The 19,807-nt window shown below is 59.1% G+C and carries 17 protein-coding genes; 8 read left to right on the top strand and 9 right to left on the bottom strand.

The features are described from left to right. Positions 1 to 11: 11 nt before the first annotated feature. Both BUB69_RS19995 and BUB69_RS19990 read right to left on the bottom strand, forming a co-directional pair. A complete protein-coding gene (locus BUB69_RS19995; RefSeq protein ID WP_073169743.1) occupies positions 12 to 1,484 on the bottom strand; it encodes an inorganic phosphate transporter in 1,473 nt (490 codons plus the stop codon). A 203-nt stretch (positions 1,485 to 1,687) separates the two neighbouring features. Then, complete coding sequence (locus BUB69_RS19990; RefSeq protein ID WP_073169740.1) at positions 1,688 to 1,885, bottom strand: hypothetical protein; 198 nt, start codon at positions 1,883 to 1,885, stop codon at positions 1,688 to 1,690. An 848-nt stretch (positions 1,886 to 2,733) separates the two neighbouring features. Here BUB69_RS19990 and pcaR point away from each other — a divergent pair. The 5 genes from pcaR (at position 2,734) to BUB69_RS19965 (ending at position 7,991) form a co-directional block, all read left to right on the top strand. After that, the gene (gene pcaR / locus BUB69_RS19985; protein ID WP_024688704.1) at positions 2,734 to 3,576 is read left to right on the top strand and encodes a pca regulon transcriptional regulator PcaR; all 843 of its coding nucleotides are present in this window, start codon (positions 2,734 to 2,736) and stop codon (positions 3,574 to 3,576) included. Positions 3,577 to 3,707: 131 nt separating this feature from the next. After that, positions 3,708 to 4,565 carry a CoA transferase subunit A gene (locus BUB69_RS19980; protein ID WP_024688703.1) on the top strand — a complete coding sequence of 286 codons (858 nt, stop codon included), beginning with the start codon at positions 3,708 to 3,710 and terminating at the stop codon, positions 4,563 to 4,565. Next, a complete protein-coding gene (locus tag BUB69_RS19975) occupies positions 4,565 to 5,344 on the top strand; it encodes a CoA-transferase subunit beta (RefSeq protein WP_073169738.1) in 780 nt (259 codons plus the stop codon). The genes BUB69_RS19980 and BUB69_RS19975 overlap by 1 nt, the downstream gene beginning before the upstream one ends. Continuing rightward, positions 5,341 to 6,543, top strand: coding sequence for a 3-oxoadipyl-CoA thiolase (pcaF, locus tag BUB69_RS19970; RefSeq protein WP_175561794.1), 1,203 nt, complete (start codon positions 5,341 to 5,343; stop codon positions 6,541 to 6,543). Before BUB69_RS19975 ends, pcaF begins: the two co-directional genes overlap by 4 nt. 146 nt (positions 6,544 to 6,689) lie before the next feature. Next, complete coding sequence (locus tag BUB69_RS19965; RefSeq protein WP_073169735.1) at positions 6,690 to 7,991, top strand: MFS family transporter; 1,302 nt, start codon at positions 6,690 to 6,692, stop codon at positions 7,989 to 7,991. A gap of 78 nt (positions 7,992 to 8,069) precedes the next feature. On the opposite strand, the gene BUB69_RS19960 is transcribed toward BUB69_RS19965, so the two are convergent. The 3 genes from BUB69_RS19960 to BUB69_RS19950 are packed head-to-tail and all read right to left on the bottom strand — an operon-like array spanning position 8,070 to position 13,837. Then, a complete protein-coding gene (locus BUB69_RS19960) occupies positions 8,070 to 9,530 on the bottom strand; it encodes an AdeC/AdeK/OprM family multidrug efflux complex outer membrane factor (RefSeq protein ID WP_073169733.1) in 1,461 nt (486 codons plus the stop codon). After that, positions 9,527 to 12,682 carry an efflux RND transporter permease subunit gene (locus BUB69_RS19955; RefSeq protein WP_073169731.1) on the bottom strand — a complete coding sequence of 1,052 codons (3,156 nt, stop codon included), beginning with the start codon at positions 12,680 to 12,682 and terminating at the stop codon, positions 9,527 to 9,529. The genes BUB69_RS19960 and BUB69_RS19955 overlap by 4 nt, the downstream gene beginning before the upstream one ends. Positions 12,683 to 12,685: 3 nt before the next feature. Next, a complete protein-coding gene (locus tag BUB69_RS19950) occupies positions 12,686 to 13,837 on the bottom strand; it encodes an efflux RND transporter periplasmic adaptor subunit (protein ID WP_073169729.1) in 1,152 nt (383 codons plus the stop codon). 256 nt (positions 13,838 to 14,093) lie between these two features. On the opposite strand from BUB69_RS19950, the gene pmeR reads away from it, so the two are divergent. Beyond that, complete coding sequence (gene pmeR / locus BUB69_RS19945; protein ID WP_073169727.1) at positions 14,094 to 14,759, top strand: auxin-lysine conjugate-binding transcriptional regulator PmeR; 666 nt, start codon at positions 14,094 to 14,096, stop codon at positions 14,757 to 14,759. Between the two features lie 443 nt (positions 14,760 to 15,202). After that, positions 15,203 to 16,336 carry a DUF3396 domain-containing protein gene (locus BUB69_RS19940; protein WP_073169726.1) on the top strand — a complete coding sequence of 378 codons (1,134 nt, stop codon included), beginning with the start codon at positions 15,203 to 15,205 and terminating at the stop codon, positions 16,334 to 16,336. A 22-nt stretch (positions 16,337 to 16,358) separates the two neighbouring features. Here the strand turns inward: BUB69_RS19940 and BUB69_RS19935 are convergent, their stop codons facing one another. Both BUB69_RS19935 and BUB69_RS28930 read right to left on the bottom strand, forming a co-directional pair. Beyond that, positions 16,359 to 17,861 carry an MDR family MFS transporter gene (locus BUB69_RS19935; protein WP_073169724.1) on the bottom strand — a complete coding sequence of 501 codons (1,503 nt, stop codon included), beginning with the start codon at positions 17,859 to 17,861 and terminating at the stop codon, positions 16,359 to 16,361. 131 nt (positions 17,862 to 17,992) lie between these two features. Then, positions 17,993 to 18,163 carry a hypothetical protein gene (locus BUB69_RS28930; RefSeq protein WP_175561792.1) on the bottom strand — a complete coding sequence of 57 codons (171 nt, stop codon included), beginning with the start codon at positions 18,161 to 18,163 and terminating at the stop codon, positions 17,993 to 17,995. Between the two features lie 152 nt (positions 18,164 to 18,315). Between BUB69_RS28930 and BUB69_RS19930 the strand changes: the two genes are divergently transcribed. Beyond that, positions 18,316 to 18,552 (top strand): hypothetical protein, encoded by a 237-nt coding sequence (locus tag BUB69_RS19930; protein ID WP_024688693.1) that lies wholly within the window; start codon positions 18,316 to 18,318, stop codon positions 18,550 to 18,552. Here BUB69_RS19930 and BUB69_RS19925 read toward each other — a convergent pair whose 3' ends face one another. Both BUB69_RS19925 and BUB69_RS19920 read right to left on the bottom strand, forming a co-directional pair. Next, the gene (locus BUB69_RS19925) at positions 18,553 to 19,176 is read right to left on the bottom strand and encodes a flavin reductase family protein (protein WP_073169722.1); all 624 of its coding nucleotides are present in this window, start codon (positions 19,174 to 19,176) and stop codon (positions 18,553 to 18,555) included. A gap of 138 nt (positions 19,177 to 19,314) precedes the next feature. After that, the gene (locus tag BUB69_RS19920; RefSeq protein ID WP_073169720.1) at positions 19,315 to 19,668 is read right to left on the bottom strand and encodes a hypothetical protein; all 354 of its coding nucleotides are present in this window, start codon (positions 19,666 to 19,668) and stop codon (positions 19,315 to 19,317) included. Positions 19,669 to 19,807: the final 139 nt, after the last annotated feature.

Raw genomic sequence — 19,807 nt, 5'->3', positions numbered from 1 at the left:
GTGACTTCAGATCAGGACAGCGCCTTGGAAGCCAGCCAGAACAGGCAGGCCGACAACGCAACCGTGGCGGGCAGGGTCAGTACCCAGGCCAGCAGAATGGTCCGCACGGTGCCGCCTTGCAGGCCGCTCTTGTTCGCGACCATGGTGCCGGCCACGCCCGAAGACAGGATGTGCGTGGTCGAAACCGGCAGGCTGAACACGTTGGCCATGCCGATGGCGCAGGCGGTCGTGATCTGCGCCGACATGCCTTGGGCGTAGGTCATGCCCTGCTTGCCGATCTTCTCGCCAATGGTCAGCACCACACGCTTCCAGCCCACCATGGTGCCGATACCCAGAGCCAATGCCACCGCCAGAATCACCCAGAATGGTGCATATTCGGTGGTGCCGGTGAGATCTTTACGCAGCTTCTCGAGGTCGGACTTCTCACGCGCTTCCAGGCCTGGCAGTTTGCCGACCTTGCGGGCCGTGTCGTCCAGGCACAGCAGGTAACGACGGACTTCGATGCGGCTTTCGGACGGCATCGAATGGTAATCGGAAACACCTTTCAGACGATCAAGCAGCGCGTCGATGGTCGGCTCGGTTTGTTCCGGGTTGCACGCGGAGCTGGAAGGCAGGTCGCCTTTTTCTGCCTTGCCCATCGCCAGGTATTCGCCCAGTGTGCTGCTGTTGCGCTGGTAGAACTGGCTCAGATGCTGAGTGGCGTCGCGTGTACGTTCGATCTGGTAGGTCGTGCTGTTGAGGTCCAGTACGAACTGGCTCGGCACGATGCCGATCAGCACCAGCATGATCAGGCCGATGCCTTTCTGACCATCGTTGGAACCGTGCACGAAGCTGACGGCCATGGCGGAAATCACCAGTACCAGTCGGTTCCAGAACGGCGGGTGTTTCTTGTCGTCGAGCTTGCGACGCTGTTCCGGCGTCTTGTGCATCTTGGACAGCGGGCGCCACCATTTCAGTGCGATCAGTACCAGACCTGCCACCAGAAAACCTGCCAGCGGCGAGAACACCAGCGACGCACCGATATCGATTGCCTTCTGCCAGTTAACGCCATCGGCCAGCGGAATGTCGTTGATCAGGGCGTTGGCCAGGCCGACGCCGAGGATCGAGCCGATCAGCGTATGGGAGCTGGAGGCCGGAATCCCGAAGTACCAGGTGCCCAGGTTCCAGGTGATCGCTGCTGCCAGCAGCGAGAACACCATGGCCAGGCCGTGACCGGTGTTGACGTTGATCAGCAGTTCGACCGGCAGCAGGTGAACGATGGCGTATGCAACGCCCACGCCGCCCAGCAACACGCCGAGAAAGTTGAACACACCGGAAAGGATGACAGCCAGGTGAGGCGGCATGGCTTTCGTGTAAATGACAGTTGCCACCGCGTTCGCGGTGTCATGAAAGCCATTGATGAACTCGAAGGCAAGGACGAAGGCCAGGGCAAGCAACAGGCTCACAAGCACCCAAGCATCTAGCCCGCTGAATAATTCGATCATGTAGATTTTCTGACCCGGTCTGAAGGGGGCGCGATTATGACAGAAAAAATACGGATCGACTTGTCGGCCTCGACCGGTGTCGCCTGAAACCAAAAAAAAGACGCATGAGCGCCGCCTCTCTGAAGATGCAGCGAGGCAGTGACACGGTGATTCCGGGCGACGATGACGCAGTTCGGACAGAAAGCGCCTTCAAGAATTGTCAGTTATGACTCTTGCTTGAGTTCTTCTTCCATTTTTTGCAGTTCCTGCTTGAACGCCTGGTCCCGAAGGCTGGCTCGTTTACGCCAGGGTTTGCGCTCAGGTTCCGGTTGCGCGGCATAGGTGGTGATTTCGCCGCCGTAGACATCCTTGAAACGTTGCTCCTGGCGCTCAAGTTCGGCGCGCAGTTCTTCTTTAGTCACTGTATTACCTGATCAAGTCAAATGAGTCCGGTGATAACGCAATGCACCGCGCAAACAGGTTCTATTCAGTGTCAGGTTGCAGTCTCCGTATAGCCTGGTGGCCTTGTCGGATTGTCCTGAAAAGGAATGAACTTATCGCGGTGCCAGCGGCTACGGTCACCAGAGATAACAACTGTCGTAGCAACATACGGTTTTCGGGTTCAGGCGCAAGGCCTGCATTGACCGGCATTTGCAGCAGCGTCATGGCGGCTGTGCAAGGAGGTAGGCGCACTCAGTGCACCAGGCTTCTGTGGATTCGCCAATGGCGCGATCATACACGGAGGTGAGCCGGTCAATTGACGGATACTATCTCCAAGAAGTTCGGAGACGTCAACTACAGCAGTTGGAATATTTGAAAAGATATACGAGCTTTGTACGATTGTTCTGAAGTATGAGTGGGTCATGTAAATGACGGAACTTTCATGATCGAAAAGTTGACGGGGGTGGAACGGAAAACCGGCGTCGGAATTCAGTGAGGCCGAACGCTTGATGACGAGTGCGATACATGTGCTGCAGCGAAGAGTGTCCGAGAGGACCGGATGCAGGCGGGGCACAGGATGCGCTGTAATGAAAACGGCCTTGCTTAATGGGCAAGGCCGCTGCCTTGGACTTCTCAGTGGGTACCTGACCAGTAATTTCCAAGAAGTCACTTCGTGGCAGTCGTAAAGGTATAAGTATATTTACGATGGGTCAATTGCGATTATCGGCCATTGGTTCGATAATCGCACAAGCCGAGGTGGGTCAATGCGCTGCATGGGCCTGAAACCGCCGGTTCACAAGGCCTGAAAGGGTGTATAGAGGTTGCGGCAATGAACGACGAACTGCGTAATTCTTTTTCCTCGCTGGCTCCGCCAATCGTGGCATCGCCTGCCAAGCGTATTCAGGCGCTGACAGGCGACCCTGATTTCATGACCTCGCTGGCGCGCGGGCTGGCAGTGATTCATGCCTTCCAGGAGCGCAAACGGCACCTCACCATCGCGCAGATCAGTCACCGCACGGAAATCCCGAGGGCGGCGGTGCGTCGTTGTCTGCACACGTTGATCAAGCTGGGCTATGCCACCACCGATGGCCGCACCTATTCGCTGCTGCCCAAGGTGCTGACGCTGGGTCATGCCTATTTGTCGTCAACGCCGCTGGCGATTTCCTCGCAGCCTTATCTGGACCGCATGAGCGACCAGTTGCATGAGGCCTGCAACATGGCCACGCTTGAGGGTGACGACATCCTTTATATAGCCAGATCGGCGACGACCCAGCGGTTGATATCGGTCGATCTTTCAGTCGGCGGTCGCCTGCCGGCGTACTGCACGTCGATGGGGCGCATTCTCCTGGCGGCGCTGGATGACGTGTCGTTGCATGAATACCTTGATCACGTGGACCTGCAACCCAAGACCAGTCGGACCATCCGTACGCCCGAAGCGCTGCTCGAATGCCTGCAGCAGGTGCGTCAACAAGGTTGGTGTATTGTCGATCAGGAACTGGAGCAGGGGCTTCGCTCGATTGCCGTGCCGGTCTATGATGCATCGGGTCAGGTACTCGCCGCGCTCAATGTCAGTACCAGCGCCGGGCGGGTGGCTCGCAGCGAACTGGAGCAGCGCTTTCTGCCGATCATGCTTGATGCCAGCCGCGATCTGAGCACCCAATTGTTTACCTGAATTTGTTCGATTACCGAACAGTTAGTCGATTATCGGATTGTTTGCAGCGATGCTCAGGCATAACCTCATTTTCATTCCGGCGCAGGTCTTCGCGCTGATCATTGAACGTGATGTTGGGTTCGGAGCACCTCATGGCAGATATTCTTTCTCTACGCGATGCGGTGAAGCAACTGGTCAACGATGGCGACACCGTTGCGCTGGAAGGCTTCACGCATTTGATCCCTACGGCCGCTGGCCATGAAATCATTCGTCAGGGTAAAAAAGACCTGACGCTGGTGCGCATGACCCCCGACCTGATCTATGACCAATTGATCGGTGCCGGCTGTGCGAAACGTCTGATCTTCTCGTGGGGTGGCAACCCTGGTGTCGGTTCGCTGCATCGCTTGCGTGACGCGGTCGAAAAGCAGTGGCCGCGTGCTATGGAAATAGAAGAACACAGCCACGCTGACCTGGCTAACGCCTATGTTGCAGGCGCCTCGGGTCTGCCGTTCGCGGTGCTGCGCGCCTACGCCGGCTCCGATCTGCCCAAGGTCAACCCGCTGATCAAGACCGTGACCTGTCCGTTTACCGGTGAAGTGCTGGCGGCCGTGCCTTCGGTGCGCCCAGACGTGACGGTCATTCATGCCCAGAAAGCCGACCGCAAGGGCAATGTGCTGCTCTGGGGCATTCTCGGCGCTCAAAAGGAAGCGGCGCTGGCTGCCAAGCGCTGCATCGTTACCGTCGAGGAAATCGTTGATGACCTCAAGGCTCCGATGAACTCCTGCGTGCTGCCGACCTGGGCCTTGAGCGCGGTGTGCCTGGTACCCGGTGGCGCTCATCCTTCCTACGCGCATGGCTACTACGAACGCGACAATCCTTTCTATCAGGCCTGGGACCCGATTGCCCGAGACCGCGAAACCTTCAAGGCCTGGATTGACGAATACATCCACGGTACCGCGGATTTCAGCGAATTCCAGAGCAAGCTGGCTCGCGCTTCGGAGGCAAAATAATGACTTACACCACCAGTGAAATGATGACCGTCGCTGCGGCCCGTCGTCTGCGCAATGGCGCGGTCTGCTTTGTCGGTATCGGCCTGCCGTCCAAGGCGGCGAACCTGGCACGCCTGACGTCTGCACCTGATGTGGTGCTGATTTACGAATCCGGCCCGATTGGTGCCAAACCGACCGTGCTGCCGCTGTCCATCGGTGATGGCGAACTGGCCGAAACGGCAGACACAGTCGTCGCCACCAGTGAGATTTTCCGCTACTGGTTGCAGGGCGGACGTGTGGATGTCGGTTTTCTCGGTGCCGCACAGGTTGATCGTTTCGGCAACATCAATACCACGGTCGTCGGCGACTACCACAATCCTAAAGTGCGTCTGCCGGGTGCCGGTGGCGCGCCGGAAATCGCAGGTTCGGCCAAGTCGGTGTTGATCATTCTCAAGCAGTCGGCGCGCTCGTTCGTCGACAAGCTTGACTTCATCACCTCGGTGGGCCATGGCGAAGGCGGCGATTCGCGCAAACGTCTGGGCCTGCCAGGCGCGGGGCCGGTGGGCATCATCACCGACCTGTGCATCATGGAGCCCGAAGAAGGCAGCAACGAATTTGTAGTGACCACGCTGCACCCGGGTGTCACCCGTGAGCAAGTCGTTGCTGCGACCGGTTGGGAAGTGCGCTTTGCCGACAACGTTGTTTATTCCGAAGATCCGACCGATGTCGAGCTGACCGCCTTGCGCGATCTGGAAGCCCGGACCGCCGCTGCCCATGGTCAGGTCGCAGGAGAAGCATGATGCGTGACGTATTTATCTGCGATGCGATTCGCACCCCGATCGGCCGCTTTGGTGGCGGTCTTTCTTCGGTGCGTGCCGACGATCTGGCGGCGATCCCGATCAAGGCATTGATGGAGCGCAACCCGACGGTCAACTGGAACGAAGTCGACGAGGTGTTTCTCGGCTGCGCCAACCAGGCTGGCGAAGACAACCGCAACGTTGCGCGCATGGCCGCGCTGCTGGCCGGTCTGCCAACGACTGTCCCGGGTGTGACCCTCAATCGCCTGTGCGCATCGGGCATGGACGCCATCGGTACGGCGTTCCGTGCCATCGCCGCTGGCGAGATGGAATTGGCGATTGCGGGCGGTGTGGAGTCCATGTCGCGCGCGCCGTTCGTCATGGGCAAGGCTGACACAGCGTTTTCGCGCAACATGAAACTGGAAGACACCACCATCGGCTGGCGTTTCATCAACCCGGCGATGAAGGCCTCGTATGGCGTGGACTCCATGCCCGAAACGGGCGACAACGTGGCCACAGACTTCGCTATTTCTCGAGCCGATCAGGACGCTTTCGCCCTGCGCAGCCAGCAACGCACTGCCGTTGCCCAGGCTGCGGGCTTTTTCGAGGAAGAAATCGTGCCGGTCCGTGTGGCGCACAAGAAAGGCGAAACCATCGTCGACAAGGACGAGCACCCACGTGCCGACACCAGCCTGGAAACCCTGAGCAAGCTCAAGCCGGTCAACGGTGCGGACAAGACGGTCACTGCGGGCAATGCTTCCGGTGTCAACGACGGCGCTGCCGCGTTGATTCTCGCCTCCGCCGAAGCCGTGAAGAAACACGGTCTGACGCCTCGTGCCCGAATTCTCGGCATGGCCAGCGCAGCCGTCGAGCCTCGCGTGATGGGCATCGGCCCGGTGCCTGCAGTGCGCAAACTGGTCGAGCGTCTGGGGCTTGCGGTCTCCGACTTCGATGTCATCGAACTGAATGAGGCCTTCGCCAGCCAGGGTATTGCTGTGCTGCGTGAGCTGGGCCTTGCCGATGATGCCCCTCAGGTCAATCCCAATGGCGGCGCAATTGCGTTGGGTCATCCGCTGGGCATGAGCGGCGCGCGTCTGGTGCTGACTGCATTGCATCAGCTGGAAAAGACCAATGGTCGCAAAGGTCTGGCGACCATGTGTGTCGGCGTAGGACAGGGTCTGGCGCTGGCCATTGAGCGCTGATCGCAACCCGTATTGTTGAGTTGTTCAGCAACCCGTGTCTCTGTTTTGCCTCCACGAAAAGGCAAGTCAGGGGCGCGGGTTGTTGTGCTTGGAGCAGCAGGGTGTTACAGATTGTGTCTTATGGATAGTTCTGCTTGGGGATAACAATGACCACAACATCGAAAGCACCGCACTACACCGGCGAGGAGCGAAGCAAAAGAATTTTCGCGATTGTCGGCGCTTCTTCCGGGAACCTGGTCGAATGGTTCGACTTTTATATCTATGCCTTCTGTGCGATCTACTTCGCGCCCGCTTTCTTTCCTTCCGATGATCCGACCGTTCAGTTGCTCAACACCGCAGGCGTGTTCGCTGCCGGTTTTCTGATGCGGCCGATAGGCGGCTGGCTGTTCGGGCGGGTGGCCGACAAGCATGGTCGCAAGAACTCCATGCTGATTTCGGTGACCATGATGTGCGCCGGCTCGCTGATCATCGCCTGTCTGCCAACCTATGCCTCGATTGGCGCCTGGGCACCGGCGTTACTGCTGATGGCGCGCCTGCTCCAGGGCTTGTCGGTGGGCGGGGAGTACGGCACCACAGCCACCTACATGAGCGAAGTGGCGTTACGCGGGCAGCGCGGTTTCTACGCCTCGTTCCAGTACGTGACCCTGATCGGCGGTCAGTTGCTGGCGGTACTGACCGTGGTCATCCTTCAGCAGTTTCTCACCACTGAAGAACTGCGCGCCTACGGCTGGCGAATCCCGTTCGTCATTGGCGCAGCGGCTGCGGTCATCGCCTTGCTGCTGCGTCGCACGCTGAATGAAACCACCACAGCCGAAAGCCGTCAGGACAAGGACGCAGGCAGTATCACGGCGTTGTTCAAGCACCATAAGGCCGCGTTCATTACCGTGCTGGGCTATACCGCCGGTGGTTCGCTGATTTTCTACACCTTTACCACGTACATGCAGAAATACCTGGTCAACACCGGCGGCATGGAAGCCAAGACCGCCAGTTACATCATGACCGGCGCGCTGTTCCTGTACATGTGCATGCAGCCGTTGTTCGGCATGCTGGCTGACCGTATCGGCCGGCGTAACTCCATGCTGTGGTTCGGCGCGCTGGGTACGCTGTGTACGGTGCCGATCCTGATGACCCTGAAAACCACCACCAGCCCGTTCATGGCGTTCGTGCTGATCACGCTGGCACTGGGCATCGTCAGCTTCTATACCTCGATCAGTGGGCTGGTGAAGGCTGAGATGTTCCCGCCTCAGGTGCGTGCTCTGGGCGTCGGTCTGGCTTACGCCGTGGCCAACGCAGCCTTTGGTGGCTCGGCTGAGTTTGTTGCCTTGAAGCTGAAAAGTGCCGGTATGGAAAACAGCTTCTACTGGTACGTGACGGTGATGATGGCGGTGGCGTTCCTGTTCAGCCTGCGCTTGCCCAAACAGCCTGCCTACCTGCACCACGATCATTGATCGCAGCTGTTCGGCACGCATAAAAAAACCCACCGGATCCGGTGGGTTTTTTATTGGGCGTCTGTCTGAGCGGAGCCGTCAGAACAACTGAATCGACGGTTTTTCCTTGTCGATGGTTGCCGTCTGACCGGTCTTCTCATACCAGCCGCCGCCGAGGGCCTTGTACAGGTTAACCTCGCTGGTCAGCTGCGCAAGGCGGTCGGTAATCAGCGTTTGTTGCGCGCTGAACAACGAACGCTGGGCGTCGAGGAAGGTCAGGTTGCTGTCGATCCCGATACGATAACGACGCTCGGCAAGACGGTAGTAGTCCTGGTTGGCGGTGACGAAGTCACGCTGCGCCTGGAGCTGCTCGTCGTAGGTCTTGCGCGAAGCCAGGCCGTCGGACACTTCCTGGAAGGCGGTCTGAATCGCCTTCTCGTAGTTGGCGACGCTGATTTCCTTCTGGATCTTGGAGTAATCCAGGCTGGCGCGCAGGCTGCCGGCGTTGAAGATCGGGATATTGATGCTTGGCTGGAACAGCCAGGTGCCGGAGCCTCCCTTGAACAGACCGGACAGTTCGGTGCTGCTGGTGCCTGCGCTTGCGGTCAGGCTGATGCTTGGGAAGAACGCCGCACGTGCGGCGCCGATGTTGGCATTGGCGGCCTTGAGCGTGTGTTCCGCTTGCAGAATGTCAGGGCGACGCTGCAACAGGTCCGAGGGCAGGCCCGCTGGCATTTCGGTCAGTACGTCGGAGGCGAGCAACTGGCTGGCAGGCAGGTTGTCAGGCAGCCCGGTGCCAAGCAGCAGCACCAGGTTGTTCTGATCCTGGGCGACCAGACGCTGATACTGCGCCAGTCGGGCGCGCGCGCTTTCGACGGCGGTGCGCGACTGGCTCAGGTCCAGTGCCGAAGAAACGCCCACTTCATTACTGCGCGAGGTCAGGCGATAGCTTTCTTCGTAGGTCTTGAGGGTGTCCTGCGTCAGCTTGAGCAGTTCCTTGTCGGCCTGCCAGGTCAGGTAGGCGTTGGCCACGCTGGCAACCAGACTGATCTGGGTGCTGCGACGTGCTTCCTCACTGGCGAAGTAGGTTTCCAGTGCCTGTTCGCTCAGGCTGCGCACGCGGCCGAACAGATCCAGCTCGTAGGCGCTGACGCCCAGGGTGGCCGAATAGCTGCTGTTGATGCCCGACTGGCCGGTCTGCGACTGGTCGGCCGGCACGCGCTGTCGGCTGCCGCTGCCGGTGGCAGAGACCGCAGGCAGCAGGTCTGCACGCTGGATGCGGTATTGCGCGCGGTAGGCGTCGATGTTCAAGGCCGCGACACGCAGGTCGCGGTTATTGACCAGCGCGGTCTGGATCAGGCGTTGCAACGCCGGATCCTTGAAAAACTCGCGCCAGCCCTGTTCTGCGGCGGCCATGTTGGCCGCCTCGGCCGGCGAATACGCCGGACCTTGCGGGTACTGAGCGGCGACCGGGGCCTCCGGCTGCTTGTATTCGGGGATCAGAGAGCAGCCGCCGAGAATGAACGCGGTAACTGCCAGAGAGATCAGGGACTTGCTCATTGGCCAGCCTCGGTAGGTTTGACTTGTTGCTTGCTTGATTTGTCTTTGCCTTTGAACACCGACGACACTGCGACGTAGAACATAGGCACCCAGAAGATCGCCAGGACCGTTGCGGTAATCATACCGCCGATTACACCCGTACCGATGGCGTGTTGGCTACCCGAACCTGCACCGCTGGAAATGGCCAGCGGAACCACACCCAGGATGAACGCCATCGAGGTCATGATGATCGGACGCAAGCGCATCCGGCAAGCTTCCATCGCCGACTCGACGAGGGACTTGCCCTGCTCATGCAGTTCCTTGGCAAATTCGACGATCAGAATGGCGTTTTTCGCCGCCAGACCCACCGTCACCAGCAGGCCCACCTGGAAGAACACGTCGTTGGACAACCCGCGCAGGCTGGTCGCCATCAACGCACCAATCACGCCGAGCGGCACCACCAGCATGACCGCGATCGGAATCGACCAGCTCTCATAGAGCGCCGCCAGGCAGAGGAACACCACCAGCATGGACAGTGCGTACAAGGCCGGTGCCTGAGAGCCGGAGAGGCGTTCTTCGAACGACAGACCGGTAAACGAGTAGCCGATGCCAGCAGGCAGTTTCTTGGCGATGGCTTCAACCTCGGCCATGGCCTGGCCGGAGCTGTAGCCCGGAGCCGGCGTACCCAGTACTTCCATGGCCGCTACACCGTTATAGCGCGACAGCTTGGGCGAACCGTATATCCACTCACCGCTGGCGATGGCCGACAGGGGCACCATCGTGCCGCTGTCATTACGCACGTACCACTTCTGCAAGTCTTCAGGCGTCATTCGGCTGAACGCTTCGCCCTGCACGTACACTTTCTTCACTCGACCACGGTCGATGAAGTCGTTGACGTAACTGCCACCCAACGCGATGGACAGGGTCTGGTTGATGTTGGACAGGGTAATGCCCAGTGCGCTGGCTTTCTCGTCGTCCACGGTGAGCTGGTATTGCGGCTCGTCGTTCAGACCGTTAGGGCGTACGCCCGCGAGAATCTTGCTTTGCGCTGCCATGCCCAGGAACTGGTTGCGTGCATCCAGCAGTTTCTGGTGGCCGACGCCGCCCTGATCCTGCAGGTACACGTCGAAACCGGTGGCGTTACCCAGTTCCAGTACCGATGGCGGTACTACGGCAAAGACCATGGCGTCACGGAAGCTGGCGAAATGGGCCTGAGCGCGTGCGGCGATCTTGAACACGGTATTTTCATCGTCACGCTCGTCCCACGGCTTGAGCATCACGAATGCCAGGCCCGAGCTCTGGCCACGACCGGCGAAGTTGAAGCCGTTGACGCTGAACACCGAGTTCACGCCTTTGCCTTCCCCTTTTTCCTTGTCGAGCAGGAAGTCGCGCATCTCGTCGATGACTTTCTGGGTACGTTCTGCGGACGAGCCGGCCGGAGTCTGTACCTGGGCGAAGATGACGCCCTGGTCTTCTTCAGGCAGGAACGCCGCCGGAATGCGGGTGAACAGCCAGATCATGCCCGCGACGATGATCAGGTAGACGACGAAGGCCGGCAACTTGTGGGTCACCATGCGCTTCACGCCGTTTTCGTAGCTGACCACGCTGCGGTCGAAGGTTCTGTTGAACCAGCCGAAGAAGCCACGCTTGGGTTGGCCGTGTTTTTCCGGATCGATGGGTTTAAGCATGGTGGCGCACAGCGCCGGGGTGAAGATCAGAGCTACCAGAACCGACAGGCCCATGGCAGACACGATGGTGATCGAGAACTGCTTGTAGATCACCCCCGTAGAGCCGCCGAAGAACGCCATCGGGAGCAGAACCGCCGACAGCACCATGGCGATACCGACGAGGGCGCCCTGGATCTGGTCCATGGACTTCTGCGTGGCTTCCTTGGGCGACAGATGCTCCTCGGCCATCACCCGCTCGACGTTCTCCACCACCACAATGGCATCGTCCACCAGAAGCCCGATGGCGAGAATCATGCCGAACATGGTCAGCGTGTTGATGGTGAAACCGAAGGCGGCCAGAATGCCGAATGTACCCAGCAGTACCACCGGCACGGTCATCGTGGTGATGATCGTGGCGCGCAGGTTTTGCAGGAACAGGTACATCACCAGGAAGACCAGCACGATGGCTTCGATCAGGGTGTGAACCACGCCGCTGATCGATTCGGTGACGGTCGGGGTGGTGTCATACGGGTAAACGACCTTCATGCCCGGCGGGAAGAAAGGCTCCAGCTCGCTGATGGTGGCGCGAATGGCTTTGGCAGTGTCCAGTGCGTTGGCACCGGAGGCCAGTTTGATCGCCATACCGGAGGCCGGTTTGCCGTTGAACTGTGCGTCGATGCTGTAGTTCTGGCCGCCCAGCGCGATACGCGCGACATCCTTGAGACGAACCTGCGAACCGTCGGTATTGACCTTGAGCAGAATGTTGCCGAACTGTTCAGCGGTCTGCAGGCGGGTCTTGCCGATGATGGTTGCGTTCAACTGAGTGCCGGGCAGCGCTGGCAGGCCGCCCAGTTGGCCGGTCGCAATCTGCACGTTCTGCGCGCTGACCGCTGTGGTCACGTCCACAGGGGTCAACTGGAAGTTGTTGAGCTTGGCCGGATCCAGCCAGATGCGCATTGCATACTGCGAACCGAACACCTGGAAGTCACCGACGCCGGAAGTACGCGAGATCGGGTCCTGAATGTTGGAAACGATGTAGTTGGACAAGTCCTCGCGGGTCAGGGTGCCGTCTTCGGCAACCAGACCGATCACCAGCAGGAAGTTCTTCACCGACTTGGTCACGCGCAGACCCTGTTGCTGCACTTCTTGCGGCAGCAGCGGGGTGGCCAGGTTCAGCTTGTTCTGTACCTGTACCTGAGCGGTGTCAGGGTTGGTACCCTGATTGAAGGTTACGGTGATGGTCATGCTGCCGTCGGAGTTACTGTCCGACGAAACATAACGCAGGTTGTCGATACCGTTGAGCTGTTGCTCGATGATCTGTACCACGGTGTCCTGCACGGTCTGTGCGGAAGCACCCGGGTAGCTGACCTGGATATCGATGGCCGTCGGCGCGATGGCCGGGTATTGGTTGATCGGCAGCTTCATGATCGAAAGCGTGCCTACCAACATGATCACCAGGGCTAATACCCAGGCGAAGATGGGGCGGTCAATAAAGAATCTGGACATCTATCACTCACCTTTGCCAGTGGCAGCAGGGGCAGCATTGGCAGACTGGTCAGTGTTGAGGTTGGTTGCTTCCTTGACCTTCACTTCAGCGCCTGGTTTGACGTATTGCAGGCCTTCGGTAATCACGCGATCACCCTCGACCAGACCTTTCTCGATCAGCCAGTAGGCACCGGCAGTGCGACTGGTGACCAGCTCACGCTGCTCAACCTTGTTGTCCTTGTTGACCACCAGAGCGGTCGGCGTACCTTTGAGGTCGCGCGTCACACCTTGCTGCGGCGCGAGGATCGCTTTGCTGTTCACACCCGCTTTCAACTGTGCGTGAACGAACATGCCGGGCAACAGAATGTGGTCCGGGTTGGGGAACACGGCGCGCAACGTCACCGAACCGGTTGCCTGGTCGACCGACACTTCGGAGAACTCCAGCTTGCCTTCCTTCGCGTACTCGCTGCCATCTTCCAGGGTCAGCTTGACCGACGCTGCGTTGTCACCGGACTTCTGCAGTCTGCCGCTGGCCAGATCAGCACGCAGTTTGAGCATGTCTGCCGAGGACTGGTTGACGTCGACGTAGATCGGGTCCAGTTGCTGGATGGTTGCCATCGCGGTGGTCTGCGCACTGCTGACCAAAGCACCTTCGGTGACAGCGGAGCGACCGATGCGACCGGCAATCGGTGCCAGCACCTTGGTATAGCGCACATTGATCTGAGCGGTTTCCAGTGCTGCCTGAGCTTCCTGGGTGTTCGCCAGGGCGGTGTCGTATTCCTGACGGCTTACCGCTTGCTCGTTGACCAGTTGCTTGTAGCGATCGGACATCGATTTGGCAGATTGCAGGGTGGCCTTGGCGCTGTTGGCGTTGGCTTCGTAAATGGCCGGATCGATCTGATACAGCTGCTGTCCGGCCTTCACGTCACCCCCTTCGGTGAACAGGCGCTTAAGAATGATGCCGTTCACCTGAGGACGAACCTCGGCCACACGGAAAGCGGTCGTGCGGCCCGGTAGCTCGGTCGTCAGCGTGTAGGGCTGAGCTTTGAGGGTGACAACACCCACCTCAGGTTTCTGCGGAGGCGGCGCCTCCTGCTCCTTCTTGCTACAACCGCTGAGCAGGGTTGCCAGGGCGACGGCAGTGACCAGAACGGTAACAGCTGGCTTGAAATGCATGAAGATCCTCGGGGGCAGGAGCCTGTTCGTTCAACAGAAAGTTGAAGTGTTAAAAAATATTTCGGCTAGATAAGTAGCATGCTAAGGAATATACTTACATTCACGGTTGTTTGTAAACACCTTCTATGTGAGATTTGCCACTACGAAGGGCACCATCAGCGGGTTCGGGACAAGGCGAGACAAATGCCGCCCGGTTACGTCGTAAGGCTTGCAGCACAGCAGCGGCCTGACGCGAATTTTTTGAGGTTTGATTGCCATGGTTCGTCGCACCAAAGAGGAAGCCCAAGTCACTCGCAGCCAGATTCTGGAGGCCGCCGAGCAAGCTTTTTATGAGCGTGGTGTGGCACGCACGACGCTGGCTGACATCGCGACCCTTGCAGGCGTGACGAGGGGGGCGATCTACTGGCACTTCAACAACAAGGCTGATTTGGTCCAGGCGATGCTGGACAGCCTGCAGGAGCCGCTTGATGAAATGTCTCAGGCAAGCCAGAGCGAAGACGAAGAAGACCCGTTGGGGTGCATGAAAAATCTGCTGGTTCACTTGTTTCATGAGCTTGCACTTGACCCGAAAACCCGTCGCATCAATGAAATCCTTTTTCATAAGTGCGAGTTTACCGATGAGATGTGTGATTTCCGTCGTCAACGCCAGGAAAACGCCATCCAGTGCCATGTTCGAATTCGCCTCGCGTTGAGCAACGCCGTGCGTCAAGGGCAGTTGCCTGCCGATCTGGACACGGCCCGCGCTGCGGTCGCGTTGTTCTCGTACATCAACGGCATCATTTATCAGTGGCTGCTGGTTCCCGACAGCTATTCGCTGCCCTCTGAGTCCGAGCAACTGGTCGAGGTCTGCATGGACATGCTGCGTTTCAGCCCGACATTGCGAATCGCTCGTCTCGGCGACCTCAAAGATGACCGAATATAACGCCCGACGGTTCCCCGTGGGCACTGTCTGTCTTTAATTTAATGCTGAATAAACAAAAAGTTTAACGCTTGCTGTCCCGTCAGGACTTTAACCGTCCTTCCAAGGGGCTGTTTATGCGGCGGGATGACAAAAGTTTGTAGGAAGTCGGTAGGACATTTCCTGATACATGTAGCTGATTTCCCAAACTAAATTCCGTGTATTGCTCCGCTTGAAAACTCCCTTCACTCTTCGCGCCTTAATCGACAAGGTGGGAGGAGGTTGCATGTTCTTGCGGAATCCCGCGCCCTCAGGGTCTGAAAGCACTGACAGCTGCCCGGAGACAGACACGTCGCGACGCTGCGGTCGCATTGTCTGGATAACCGGATCGGTGGCGGCTGTCCCCGCGGGCGTTACTCATGGAATAGGCGCCACCTCAACCTCAAGGTATGAAAGGGAGGCAGGTGATGTCGGAAGCGGTATCTGACGGCGTAAGTTTATTGGACAGACTCGAGCGACAATCTGAACGTATCGCCGTGGACTCGGCACTGGGTACACCGGTTGTACGGCTGGGGCTGATCACTACGCTGTATTTCAAACAAGGCCATACACAGGAAGTGAAGCGTCGGATTGCGGCGTGTTTCTCGCGCTTCTACCAAACGTTCAAACCCGTGCTCAAGTGGCAGTTGTACGCGCGCATGCGCCGCTTGTCGGCATCGGGATTCGCGTCGTGCAAGCGCCATGTGTTGTTGGGGTCGCCCGATGATCAGTTTGTCTGGTCGCTAGCCAGTGCAACCCAGGCGGAGGTTTCCTCATACAGCCTGTTCGTCATGAACACGCCGCAAGGTCAGGCTGATAATGATCTGTCCTGCCTGAAAATGGTGCTGCCATGGTCTTACCTGGCTGAGCCTGACGGTCTGAAAAATTACGAAACCTGGATCCGCTACCTCAGCAGCGAAGTGCAGGCCGAACATGGCTTTGGGGGGCTTGCGTGCATTCTGCCCTGCGACGGACATCATCTTCTGCCATGGGAGTATCGCCTGGCCCGGGAATATGTCGGCCTGATGGTCGATCCCGGCCCGCATATCGAAAGTCTGCGGCTGCTGGACCGCATCAAGGGCGTTGGTTGGTACACCGTGCTGGGGGAGGCGTTCGTCAGGCGTCTGGGGGGCAGTGACAAACTGCGTGGCCAGCTCAGCCCGTACAGCGAGGTAGTGTTCCACAGCTACAGCAACGGATTGATGATTCGTGCCGGCGCAGTGCCTGAGCTGGGGGGCAGGGACAAGTCGGTGCCCAAGGCCTACATGGCGGTCAACAAGGTGATCAAGCCGATCCGCCTCCAGGACACCGGTAATCTTCACCCCTACATCGTGCCGGGCACGGGCTTCAACGAAGACACCACCGCCCAATGGTTTGCCCGCTTCGATGAAAAGGTTCTGCCGCCGGTCGATGCCGGTCACGCCTGCCCGCAGTCGGGTTACTGGTTCAGCAACGCCCAGGCCCGCTCCAGACGGCTGTTCAACGAGGGTGACATCATGCCGGCCTTCGAGCACATCAAGGGCAAGCGCACCCAGTGGTTCTGGGCGGCCCAGGCGGACTGACGGGCATCCGCAGTTCTCCCTGTCAGGTCTGATCCCGGCCGCGCAGCAGGTTGTTGGGCATCGCCCATGCGGCCGCCAGTCCGAGCAGCGAGACAGCAGCGCTGATCATCAGCAAATGCCTGAATGTCAGAGCAAGCTCTGCGCGCAAGGCTTCCAGCGCCGGGCCTGTTGCGGCATTCAGGCTGTCGAGCAGCACATTTCCAGACCCGCCTTCGTGGGCCAGCACCGCGCTACCTAACTGGCCCACACCGGTGTGCTGCAGCATCGCCAGCAGCAGCGCCGACATCATGGCTACGCCGACCGCGCCACCCAGAGAGCGGAAAAGATTGGTGGTGCTGGTGGCCACGCCCATGTCCTTCACCTCAACCGAGTTCTGGGTTCCTACCAGTGACGTCGGGAACTGCATGCCGGTGGCGATCCCGGTCAGGATCATGAACAGACTCATCAGTACGATCGATTGAGGGGGCGTGAAGGCCATGCCCAGAATCGCGATGGGCATAAGCGCAGCGCCCGTGGTGATCAACGGTTTGTAACGGCCAGTCAGTGCCGTGCGTCGTCCGGCAAAGTACGCGCCCATGGGCATGCCGATTGCCAGCGGCAGCAAATGCAGCGCAGCGCTGTCGGCCCCGCCTCCCGTCACTGTCTGGTAACGCAGCGGCATTAACACTATCAGCGAAATGGCCTGAAAGCTGGTGAAAAACACGGTGCACCAGCACAGCACTGCACTGCGGTTGGCGAACAGGTGCATAGGCAGCAGGGGTTCGGGTGTGCGGCGTTCGTACCAGACGAAAACAGCCAGTGCCAGCAACGCGACAGCCAGAAGCAATTGAACCTGTGGATTTCTCAGGTCATGGCCTTGGCCGATTTCGGTGATGCCCAGCAGCAGGGCTGTCAGGCCGATGATCATCAGCACGGTGCCCAGATAATCGATGATCGGTTTACGTTGCGGAACCGGCAGCCCGACCAGCGTGCGCCACGCCACGACCCACGCGATGATGCCCAGAGGCAGGTTGATCAGAAAGACCCATCGCCAGGACAGGTATTCGGTCATCAGGCCACCCAGTACCGGACCAGCCACGCTGGCGACCGCGTACATGCTGCTGAAATAACCTTGATAGCGACCCCGCTCGCGCGGCGGAACGATGTCGGCAACGATCGCCTGGCTCACAGACACCATGCCGCCCGCGCCGATGCCTTGCAGCACGCGCGCCAGTACCAATTGCTCCATGCTCTGGGCAAATCCGCAAAAGAGCGAGGCGAGGGTGAACAGGCCCAGGCCGAAGAGCATCAATTTGCGTCGTCCGTACAGGTCACCCAGCTTGCCGTAGATCGGCACGGCCACGGTCAGCGAAACCATGTAGGCGGAGATCACCCACGCCAACAGGTCGATGTCCTTGAATTGAGCGGAAATGGCCGGCATCGAAACGGCGACGATGGTCTGGTCCAGCGCGCTGAGCAGCACGGCCATCATCAACGCGAACAGGATGCTGCGGATAGCAGGAGGGGTTTGAGTAAGACTGGTCAAGGCAGAACCTGATGGCAGTGTTGACCCGCCCGAAGCGTGGCGGGAGAAGTCTGGCCAGTCTAATCCGATAGGTTGCTAATCGATAGCACCCTTTGTTCAATCTGCGGTGGAACAGGCGAAGCCTGTACCGGTCATCGCAACGCGCTGAAGGTGGATTCGTTCGGCACGCAATGACCGAACGAACAACTGACGACGGTCGTTGCCTGACGTGCCAGTTCGACACGATAGACACCTGCTGCATAAACACCCAGCACCGTGATAACACCCACAACAGCCATGCATTTTCTTGTTTTCGCTTTCATGACGCACGCCTCACTTCAGTGGCAGAGCAATGTGAAAGAGCTGACTGAAGTGTAGGACAGGATTGGGCGATTAGCAGGAAACTGCAGCCCACACAGGGTCGGGCGGACAGGCTAGAATCCGCGCTTTTATCAATCGGACAGGATCAAGACGGATGGCGCGCACGGAATACGAAGAGTTCGAGGCAGTATCGGCAGTTATACCTGGCGAGGAAGGTTATCGGGCGGCAATCGCGGTCAAAGCGCGGGCCGGTGGTGCGCCTCGCTTTCATGCGGTGTTGCCGGGGCAGACCTTCAAGACCGCCCATGACGCCGATCTGGCCGCTGTCCAGGAGCTGGAGCGGCTGGTCAATGTCGACGCCGAGGGCGAGCTGGTATGGGACAAGCCCTGATCAGGCTCCCGGTCTGAACATTTTGAACAAGGCCTCGGGGCCCAGCTGGAAATAGTCCGCCGGGCCACCGCCACGCAGAATCGGCTCGGCCGCGGCGGTGTCGTAGATGCCGTCTTTGAGCAGCGACTTGGCGATATGCACCGCGACCACTTCGCCCAGAATCAGCCAACTGGGCACCAGCGCCTGGTCTGCACGCTGCAACTGGACGATCTGCGTCACCTTGCACTCGAAGGAAACCGGTGTTTCGAGCACACGTGGCACGGCCACGATCTGTGACGCCAGCGGCGTCAGGTTGGCCAGTTCGAACTCACTCACCTCTGCGCCGACCGGTGCGCACGTCTGATTCATGGCCTCTGCCAGGTCGCGTGTCGCCAGATTCCAGACGAACTCGCCGGTCTGCTCGATGTTATTGAGGCTGTCTTTGCGGCCCACGCTGCAAAACCCGATGATCGGCGGAATGTAATTGAACGCGTTGAAAAAGCTGTAGGGCGCCAGATTCAATTTCCCATTGGCATCCTGAGATGAAATCCAGCCGATGGGACGCGGCCCGACAATCGCGTTGAAGGGGTCGTGAGGCAGGCCGTGACCTTTGGAGGGTTCGTAGGAGTGAATAGCGTCTGACATGCTCGATTCCTGATCAGATCAATGACGGGTGTCGCAGCGAAGTGCTGCGCTTCAACAAGGGGGCAGAGTGTCGCGCATTCCCTCAGACACTGAAAAGCCCGGCATGTGCCGGGCTTTGGAGTGTTGTGAAGCGGCTGATCAGCCCAGACGGTTCGCACCTACACGGTCGGCACCGTCAGCGGCCAGACGATTTGCACCGACATGGTCAGCGCCGTCGGCGGCTTGGCGATTCGGGCCAACGTTATCCGCGCCATCGGCCGCCAGACGGTTTGCACCGACGTGGTCAGCGCCATCAGCGGCTTGACGGTTCGGGCCGACACGTTCAGCGCCATCAGCGGCTACGCGAATCGAGCCCACATTGGTGTGCTTGGTGCCGCCCTCGGCAACGATCGTTGCGTTGGACAGGTCGCTGGTGGTGACGGCAGGCAAAGCGAACGCGCTCGAAGCCAGAGCAGTGAGAGCAAGGCCAAAGATCAATTGAGTGGTTTTCATGGGGGTGTCTCCAATTTGGGTTCGGGTGAGTTGTCATCCCGGTATGGAGGCAATGCTACGCGTTGACGGATTATTAAGAAGTTAATCGGATTGCTAGCGACCATCGCTGAAAATGATAATGCGCTGCAGCGCACGGCTT

It is taken from the genome of Pseudomonas asturiensis (assembly GCF_900143095.1).
In the GTDB taxonomy this organism is placed as follows: domain Bacteria; phylum Pseudomonadota; class Gammaproteobacteria; order Pseudomonadales; family Pseudomonadaceae; genus Aquipseudomonas; species Aquipseudomonas asturiensis.
The sequence above is the reverse complement of the archived record's forward strand: the minus strand, read 5'-3'. Positions and strand labels throughout refer to the sequence as shown.

Bases quoted from the DNA above. Each gene is read 5' to 3' on its own strand.
- BUB69_RS19925 (WP_073169722.1), bottom strand. From the start codon at position 19,176: ATGTCAGACGCTATTCACTCCTACGAACCCTCCAAAGGTCACGGCCTG.
- BUB69_RS28930 (WP_175561792.1), bottom strand. From the start codon at position 18,163: ATGAAAGCGAAAACAAGAAAATGCATGGCTGTTGTGGGTGTTATCACG.
- BUB69_RS19965 (WP_073169735.1), top strand. From the start codon at position 6,690: ATGACCACAACATCGAAAGCACCGCACTACACCGGCGAGGAGCGAAGC.
- pcaR (WP_024688704.1), top strand. From the start codon at position 2,734: ATGAACGACGAACTGCGTAATTCTTTTTCCTCGCTGGCTCCGCCAATC.
- pcaF (WP_175561794.1), top strand. From the start codon at position 5,341: ATGATGCGTGACGTATTTATCTGCGATGCGATTCGCACCCCGATCGGC.
- BUB69_RS19950 (WP_073169729.1), bottom strand. From the start codon at position 13,837: ATGCATTTCAAGCCAGCTGTTACCGTTCTGGTCACTGCCGTCGCCCTG.
- BUB69_RS19930 (WP_024688693.1), top strand. From the start codon at position 18,316: ATGGCGCGCACGGAATACGAAGAGTTCGAGGCAGTATCGGCAGTTATA.
- BUB69_RS19940 (WP_073169726.1), top strand. From the start codon at position 15,203: ATGTCGGAAGCGGTATCTGACGGCGTAAGTTTATTGGACAGACTCGAG.
- BUB69_RS19960 (WP_073169733.1), bottom strand. From the start codon at position 9,530: ATGAGCAAGTCCCTGATCTCTCTGGCAGTTACCGCGTTCATTCTCGGC.
- BUB69_RS19955 (WP_073169731.1), bottom strand. From the start codon at position 12,682: ATGTCCAGATTCTTTATTGACCGCCCCATCTTCGCCTGGGTATTAGCC.
- BUB69_RS19980 (WP_024688703.1), top strand. From the start codon at position 3,708: ATGGCAGATATTCTTTCTCTACGCGATGCGGTGAAGCAACTGGTCAAC.
- BUB69_RS19920 (WP_073169720.1), bottom strand. From the start codon at position 19,668: ATGAAAACCACTCAATTGATCTTTGGCCTTGCTCTCACTGCTCTGGCT.
- BUB69_RS19975 (WP_073169738.1), top strand. From the start codon at position 4,565: ATGACTTACACCACCAGTGAAATGATGACCGTCGCTGCGGCCCGTCGT.
- pmeR (WP_073169727.1), top strand. From the start codon at position 14,094: ATGGTTCGTCGCACCAAAGAGGAAGCCCAAGTCACTCGCAGCCAGATT.
- BUB69_RS19995 (WP_073169743.1), bottom strand. From the start codon at position 1,484: ATGATCGAATTATTCAGCGGGCTAGATGCTTGGGTGCTTGTGAGCCTG.